Annotated in this window: 7 protein-coding genes; 1 reads left to right on the top strand and 6 read right to left on the bottom strand. The window is 44.8% G+C overall.

Annotated features, from left to right (window positions below; translation table 11 throughout):
• From GX089_02045 to GX089_02030, 4 genes are all read right to left on the bottom strand, one after another.
• A partial coding sequence (locus tag GX089_02045; protein NLP01253.1) for a hypothetical protein occupies nt 1-169 on the bottom strand: 169 nt, incomplete at its 3' end.
• Between the two features lie 244 nt (nt 170-413).
• A complete protein-coding gene (locus GX089_02040) occupies nt 414-974 on the bottom strand; it encodes a DUF4256 domain-containing protein (GenBank protein NLP01252.1) in 561 nt (186 codons plus the stop codon).
• Nucleotides 975-981: 7 nt separating this feature from the next.
• Nucleotides 982-1,506, bottom strand: coding sequence for a hypothetical protein (locus GX089_02035; protein NLP01251.1), 525 nt, complete (start codon nt 1,504-1,506; stop codon nt 982-984).
• Between the two features lie 9 nt (nt 1,507-1,515).
• Nucleotides 1,516-1,752 carry a hypothetical protein gene (locus GX089_02030; protein NLP01250.1) on the bottom strand — a complete coding sequence of 79 codons (237 nt, stop codon included), beginning with the start codon at nt 1,750-1,752 and terminating at the stop codon, nt 1,516-1,518.
• 406 nt (nt 1,753-2,158) lie between these two features.
• On the opposite strand from GX089_02030, the gene GX089_02025 reads away from it, so the two are divergent.
• Nucleotides 2,159-2,926, top strand: a complete 768-nt coding sequence (locus GX089_02025; GenBank protein NLP01249.1) for a MerR family transcriptional regulator — start codon at nt 2,159-2,161, stop codon at nt 2,924-2,926.
• A 226-nt stretch (nt 2,927-3,152) separates the two neighbouring features.
• On the opposite strand, the gene GX089_02020 is transcribed toward GX089_02025, so the two are convergent.
• Both GX089_02020 and GX089_02015 read right to left on the bottom strand, forming a co-directional pair.
• Nucleotides 3,153-7,679, bottom strand: a complete 4,527-nt coding sequence (locus tag GX089_02020) for a TolC family protein (GenBank protein NLP01248.1) — start codon at nt 7,677-7,679, stop codon at nt 3,153-3,155.
• Nucleotides 7,676-8,352: efflux RND transporter periplasmic adaptor subunit (locus tag GX089_02015; GenBank protein ID NLP01247.1), on the bottom strand; the 677-nt coding region annotated here is incomplete at its 5' end. The genes GX089_02020 and GX089_02015, both read right to left, overlap by 4 nt.

Here is an 8,352-nt window from a genome sequence, read left to right as displayed (position 1 = left end):
CCAGTGCTTCTCCTGACAGAGTTTGGGTTAATCCCCTTGTACCATTGAAAGTCATGGTAGGAGGAATTTGTGTTGTGTCCACCTCTTTTGAAAAAGAAAGGGCTGCAGAGACAAGAAGAACTGTTCCGGTGTAAAGCAGATAAGCTTTACGTGATAGTGGAGATGACATAGAGGCTCCTTTTAAACGTGTAAATAGAGACCTATTGCTAAATATTTATTACGGAGAGATAAAACATCAAGAGGATTGTGATATCCTTTGCCGTTTGTCTTCTCCCTCGGATAACTCAAAATAGGTGTTTTACTATTATATGTTCAAGTAAAATGAAAAATCTCTGGTTTATGAATACTCCATTCCCAGGAGGTCTTCAGTAACTGTTTGTATAAAGATGAGCCGCAAGGCCTTTTAAACAGATCTAAACCCTCAATAAACCACGGAAACCCCTTACTGCATAGTAAGATTCCGCACCATTATGATACACGAAAACCCTTCTATAACGATAATCACCAAATATAGCACCACCGAACTTTCTGATCTCCACAGGTGTTTTCAACCAACTCGAGGTCTTGGTATCAAATGGTCCAACTTTTTGTAATTCCTGATACTGTTCCTCTGTCAGTAGATCGATGCCCATCGCTGCAGCCATCTCAGTTGCACTGCTTCCTGGCTTATCCCTCTTTCTTGACTCAAGTGCCTCATGGTCATAGCAGATGCTCCGACGGCCTTTGGGACTCTCTGCTGAACAATCACAAAATATGTATTCATCTGTGCTTTTGTCATACCAGACTACATCCGGCTCTCCACCGCTTTTTTCCATTTCATTGAGAGACCACAGTTTTTCTGTTCCTGATTCCAGTTTAGCCTGTATCAGTAGCCATTCAAGATCCTGGTGCCTTTTCATGTTGTTTTCAAAACGGGTTTTCAAAATACCAATAAGTGCCTGGCACTCTTCTTTTGACAGATATTTATTCTGCATTGTCCCATCAATTCCGATCTTCCAGAATGATCTCTGTTCTTGCAGTTTTATTGTGTTTTTTCTTCAGATCTTTGTCTTTACCTGCTGCAAAAATGACTCTGGTCTTGCCATCTTTCTGCAGAACTGCATCTTTACTGTCTCCGCTGTTAAGCGGGATCGTAAAGGAAAGCGTTGTCACTCCATTTTCTTCAACACAATCTGCATTGATAATATCGTTGCGTCCACCAATGGATGTATCTGGTTGATGCTTATAGGTTCCGCTCCCGAATTCATCAACAATAACCGGGCCTTCCGGATCAGCATAACCCATTATGAAATTGGCATCTTTCATCATTTTCGATGGATTGAAACCAACAGCAACCCAGCCGCTTGTTGGGCAGGAAACAGATGCCACGAGGTTCGGACCATCAACCTTGTAAACAAAAGTGAAATCCTTTACCTGTATAGTCTTTTCTGCTGTAGAACTGTTGTCAGTGGATTGTGCTGACACCCATACAAGGCAGACGGTCAAAATAGTGATTAGTATCTTCATAGAATCTCCTCATTTGCTTTTCCCGGATCTGGAGAAGAAATTGGCTCTTATCCAGTTCCAGTTAAGAAAGATGTGCAATGGTATAATAATCAGAAATGAAAGCCCGACCCATCTGTGAATTCCAAGAATGACCTCGAAATTACCAAAATTGAAAAAGATGGGGATAACCGTGGTAAATTGAACCAGAAACAGTACTGCGATGGTTAGGTTGACGATTTTTAAAAACCTGAGCTTTTTTCCAGCCAAATAAGTCCTCCTAATTAAAGGATCATTGTAGGTTTGCCCGACCAATTCAGTAATATACTGTATTTTGACTCTGGGCAGGAAAATAGATATAGATGGTAAATGGGTATTAAATGATTCGGGTGGTATTAAGTCAATGTTTCATCTCTGGGTTAAATCTTGGATTTACCTGCTTAACTCAATATTTCATCTCCGGGGTGAACTGGTGATTTAATGGTTTAAACCACTAATTCTATATCAGTTGAAAATCAATGGCTTAACGGCTTAAAACATAAATTCATCTCAGAGGTGAATTTATGAATGCTGTGAATAATACCCAGGTTTATCATTCCTTTTAAAAAAAAACAGATAAACCCCTTGACTCTGACGTAACGTCAGGCCTTATCTTTATTCTTTTAGAGGCAGAATCATGCGAACTTATACTGTTCAGCAATTGGCCAAGATGGCTAAGGTGAGTGTGCGCACACTTCATCATTACGACCAGATCGGCCTTCTTAAACCCAGGGCACGGACCGAATCGGGTTATCGCATCTACGGAGAAAAAGAACTCATTCGTCTTCAGCAGATCCTTTTTTACAAAGAACTGGAGTTTCCGCTGCAAGAGGTAAAGAGAATTCTTGACAACCCCAGATTTGATCCATCACAGGCGCTGAAAGTGCATCGGAAGCTGCTGCAGAAACGCATTGAAAGGTATTACTGTCTCATTGGAACAATTGAAACAACACTGAACAGATTGAGAGGAGAAGCTGAAATGCTGACCGATAAGGAGCTTTATAAAGGGTTTTCAAAAGAAAAGATGGGCAGATATAAAAGGGAAGCCAGGGAGATGTTTGGGGAGGATGTAGTTGAGAGGACAGAGCAAAAGATTAAAAAATTCTCCAGTGAGAAATGGAATGAGGTAAAAGCAGAGGGAGATTCTATTGCCCGTTTGCTTTCCGAACTGATGGACAGGGGAGCGGGCGGTCCCGAGGTCCAGAAAGTGATTGAGCGCCACCATGCGTGGATAGAAAACTTCTATAAAGCACCTGCGGATCTGTACAGGGGGTTGGGTCAGCTCTATGCAAGCCATAAGGATTTCAGAGCAACATACGATAATTATCGGATCGGGCTGGCAGATTTTTTTAAGTCGGCAATCGATTATTATTGCGATCACGCACTGAAAAGTGATGGGGACTAATAAGAGGAGAGAGTTCGTGATCTAATTAGTTAAATCATTTTTCTAACCTGTAGGTAATTCAATGGCTTAAAGGGTTTGTTTACTTTTTCATCCCAGAGGAAATCTGGTGATAAATTATTTATGCAAATTTCTCATCTCTGAGGTGATTCAGTGATTTAACAAGTTAAGTCAATTTTTCACCTCAGAGATAATTCCGGAACCAACCTCCAATCCAGCCAAACGCCATCTACTTACTCTTAACCCCTCTTCTCTCCAGAAGTGTTCCGTCTTTAAGATGTAGGTCGATAATCGCACTAGCGTATCCCACCTCTGAACGTGCTTCATCTAGAAGAGCAACTATCTGATCTCTCTGAGCCTGCAGAACCATATACTCCGTGGATTTTCCAACAGCCAGTTTTTCCTGCTCTGCAATCACCCTCTGGTCCTGAAGCTCCCTGGCAATTCGTGTCGCCTCTATCTGCTGAAGCGCACGCTTTGTTTCCTCCCAGGCTGAGCGTACATCGAGTTCAATCAGCCTTTTAAGATTGCTGATAGATAGATCAATCCTTTGCCTGGAAAGCTTTGCCCTCCGGTACTTTTGCCGGTTTGCTCCGTTAGTCAGAGGCAGTGAAAGGGTCAACCCCGCATCGATCACAGAGTTGTCTCTCAGTGCCTCACCGAAAGACTCTGCGTAAGCTGTACTGGAAAGTGTTATAAAAAAGTCAAGCTTTGGGAGCAATCCGTTACGGGTCTGGACTATATCCAGATCCCCTTTTCGAGCAAGGAGATTGGCTTGACGAAGGTCAGGGCGATATTCCAGAGCAACCTTTAAAAACTCATCGAGATCACCGATAGAGTCAGGTGGTGGGGGAGCATCAGAAAGAGTGATTGAATCGTCATAACCGAATGATTTATCGGAAATAAGGTAAGAGAGTTTAAGCATCTTCTGAAGGTGGGCAGTCTTTGCATCTATAAGACTTTTCTTACGGGATGCTGCTTCTGCTTTCACTATTGCAAGATCAAGCTGAGCAACTCTACCAGCTTTAAGCTTTTCTTCAGTTTCATAAAGCAGACGATCCACAAGATCGAGAGATCTCTGATGGATCTGTACCTCTTTCTCTGAGAGATAAAGATCCCAGTAAGCCCGCTCCACATCTGCCATCAACTGCTGCGAATATCCTACAAGCTCTTCCTGAGAGATCTCCATGTCAACAGCCGCTTTCCTGACCGGCGCCAGATTGGCGCTCAATCCTATGTCTTGAAGCAGTGCTTGAGTGAATGAAAACTGGACATTGTGCTGGTAGTCACCTCCAAACCTGGAGGGACTGGTATTACTGCTTGCAGAGAGTGACGTACCTGTAGGCAGGTATTCTGAGATCTGCAAGGATCCCTTAAAACCTGCTCCTGATGAATCAGAATGTCTGCCAGCATTTACACTCAATACCGGTTCGAACCTGTAAGCATTTTCCCGGATTACTGTTTTCGCTATATCCACGTCAATTTTTTCTATCTGGACAAGCGGATTGTTCTTGACCGCCATGCTGAGTGCTTGCTGTAGAGAAAGTGTTACCTTTCCTGAACTGTCCTCTGCATTCCCTGAGAGTGTAAAAAGCAGTATCAGCATCGAAACTGTTCCCGCTGTCTGATATGTTCTTCCGGATACGGATTTTTCACTTTTTGCTTTTCTCCTTCGGTGTGCCTGTTCCTCTACATAAGAGTAGATTACCGGTATCAACACCAGAGTAATAAGTGATGACACCATCAGTCCGCCTATGATGACTCTTGCCATAGGAGCCTGTGTTTCTCCACCGTCACCCAGCCCCAAGGCAAGAGGCAGAAGACCAAGGGAGGTGGTCAGAGCAGTCATCATTATTGGCCTGAGTCGCCTTATGCCGGTTCTTCTGATAGCCTCATGGAGTTCGACTTTATCCTCGCGTCGCAGCCGGTTGATAGAATCAATCAGCACTATTGCATTGTTCACAACTATACCGGCCAGAATGATGCAACCGATATATGCCTGAATTGAGAAGGGAGTGGCAGAGAGGTAAAGCATCGCCACTACTCCGATCAACGCGATGGGAATCGAGAAGATAACAATGAAAGGATCTTTGAAGGATTCAAACTGTGCTGCCATGACCAGAAAAACGAGCAGAATCGCCATACCAAGTCCGATCATCAATTCCCGTCTGGCTTTCTGTTGTTCCTCATAATCACCCCTGATTATGATAGCAAAATCATGAGGTACTGAAATGTTTCGGATATGTGCACGGACATCCTCTACTATCGATCCCAGATCTCTTCCTGAGTAGTTTGCCGTTACAGTCAGAATTCTTTCCCTGTCGCGCCTTTCTATCTGAACCGGACCAGAACTCAGTTCTGCCGATATGACTGCCTGAAGCGGCACTGTTACACCAGCTTTGTTGACCAGGGGAAGATTGAGAAGCTGTTCAGCACGCATACGCTCATTTTCAGTAAGCCTGACAAGTACCTTGTACTCCTTTCCCTCCTGACGAACGGTTGTAGCGTTTGTGCCTCCCATGGCAGTTTGTATGGCATTACCAATCTGTGAAGCAGTGAATCCCATGTCCGCAGCCTTTTTGCGATCAATCCGCAGCACGTATTCAGGCATTCCAGCCTGTCGGCTGATCTTGGTATCATTTATACCTTCTACATCACTGATTGCTGAAACGATCTGGTTTGCAATTCGCTGCCCGGTCTCAAGATCACGTCCTCTTACCTCTATCTCAACTTCCTGTGCTCCTCCTCCCTGACCAACTCGAAGAATGAAAAGACCTTGACCTTCCCTGACCCGTACAGAGACTCCGGAGAACACATTCAGCTTGCCTCTGAGGCTGTTTGCGATCTGAGCCGATGAGCGTGAGCGTTTCTTTTTCTCTACAAGTGACACCCGGATACTCGAGTTGTGGCTTGCAGAGGATTGCCAGCCACCTCCACCGATATTAGAAACCATGTACTCGGCTTCGGGAACAGACTTCGCAATTATCTCTTCGGCTATAGTGGTGACACTGTCCATCAGTTCAAGCCTGGTTCCTACTTCCATTTCCAGATCCACCCGTACTTCACCCTCATCTGCGGAGGGGAAAAGTTCCACTCCTACCATGGGTATCATCACAATGGACAGGATAAACAAGACAACTGTTATGGCAATGACCTTGATTCTATTATGAAGTGCCCAGACGATTACATCTCCATACTTACTCTCTATTTTGCGGTAAACACGCTCTGACCGTTCAAAAAATTTGGTAGACCAGCTCTGCTTTCCGTTCGGGTTTGAATCAGGCAGGTGGAGAAATTTTGATGTGAGCATTGGAAGAAGTGTGACAGCAGCAATAAGTGAGCAGGTCAGTGAGAAGGAGACCACGTATGCCATTTGACGGAACATGATCCCGGACATGCCCTGAATAAAGACCACCGGAAAGAAAACAACCAGAGTAGTCAATGTACTGGCTGTTACAGCGGAAACAACTTCAGAAGTCCCTTTGATCGCGCTCTCCGATTTTCCTGTTCCTTGTTCCCGGTGATGGAAAATATTATCCAATACCACAATAGCATTGTCGACAAGCATACCGATTCCAAGTGCCAACCCTCCGAAGGTCATCATGTTAAGAGTCAGCCCGCCAAAGTAGACTAATGCGAAAGTGGCGATGATAGAGATGGGAATCACAACGCTGATAATCAAAGTGCTGGAGATATTCCGCAGAAACATCAATAAAACCAACATGGCTATGAAGCCGCCCAGGATCAGAGAGTTTCCAACTGAGCCGATAGAACTATTGATAAACTTTGAAGTGTCCATCAGAGGTAGAATCCGGATCTGGGAGAAATCACGATTGATCTGTGCTATCTCCCGATGAATTCCTTTGGCAACAGCTACAGTATTTACACCCGATTGTTTGCTGATAGATAACATGATTCCGGCTTTGCGGTTGATACGGACGATATTTGTCCTCTCCTCCAGGCCCTCTGTTACTTCCGCTACATCGCCTATTGTAATCGGGACACCATCACGGACGGTCACAATTGTCGATGCTACGTCTTCTACACCCTGAAACTCCGCGAAGGTACGTACAATTATCTCTTTTGAACCCTCTTTTATGGTACCTGCCGGTATATTACCGTTTTCCAATCGGAGTGCGTTTAAGATCATATCCGGCGTAATCTTCAACCCGTCAAGCGAAGCAGCCCGGAGCTTTACCTGGATCTCCCTTCTTGAACCACCCCGGATATCAACCGATGCCACTCCTTCCACACGTTCAAGCCTGTATTGAATCTGATCCTCAATGAGTCTGCGTGTCTCGGCAAGATCCAGATCAGTTTCTACTCCCAGATTAATAATAGGGAAAGCGGAGAGGTCAAATTTACGGATCTGCGGCCGCTCAACATCATCAGGCAATCTTCCCAGAATGCGGTCTATACGATCGCGTATATCATTTGTGGCTTCCTCAAGATTGGTCCCCCAGACAAACCTTGCCCTTACTCTGCTGCGTCCCTCAGATGATGTTGAAGATATCTCCTCAATTCCCTGGATTCCAGCAAGAGCAGCTTCGATAGGACGGGTGATAAGTTCCTCGACTTCCTGTGGTCCTGCATTTTCATAATTAGTGATTACAGTAATACTGGGAAACGTAACCTCCGGCATCAGATCAACCGGAAGGCGCCATAGTGAAAAAAGGCCGATAATTATTACTATCAGATAAACTACTGTGATAAAAACCGGACGGCGTACCGGGAGGGCTACAAAACCGTTGCTCATTTCTGCTCCTTTCCGGTCTTTCCTTTTTCCGGGATACTTTCATTCTGGGCTATTATGACTTTTGCACCATCATTAAGAAGATGTGTTCCCACGGTAACTACCTGGTTTTTCAGTACTGGACTGATTATCTCTGTGAACTCACCATCAACTATGCCTGTCTTTACAGATGTCATGTTTACCATACTTCCGGTAGAATCAAGCATAAAAACAAACGTGCTCTGATCACGGTTTACAATAGCAGATGACGGCACGGCCTGGGCAGAATCCTTTTCCTGAAGGGTTATTTTCACCCTGGCAAACATTCCGGGTTTAAGGAGAAGCGAGTCATTGCGGATTGCGACTTCCACAATTGCGGTTCTGGACGTAGTCTGGAACAAAGGAGCTCTTCTGGCGATCTCTCCAGAGAATGTTCTTCCCTCAAGAGCATCAACCGATAACTTAGCTTTGAGATCCTTCCGAATCAATGGATAATCCCGTTCAGTAACACCTATCTCCACAAATACTGTATCAATGCCCACAACTGTGTAAATTGGTGTGTTAGTTGAGAGCAGTGTGCCGCCGTCAACATGACGTTCAGCTATAAGTCCGGGTTGAGAGCTTGAGATTCTGGTGTAGGCAAGGCGTGTTTTTGCAAGATCCAGAGCCGCTTCTTTCTGTGCCATCTGCGCATTGG

Origin of the sequence: Fibrobacter sp. (assembly GCA_012523595.1) — a bacterium.
Taxonomy (GTDB): domain Bacteria; phylum Fibrobacterota; class Chitinivibrionia; order Chitinivibrionales; family Chitinispirillaceae; genus JAAYIG01.
This window is presented reverse-complemented; position numbering and strand designations above follow the sequence as displayed.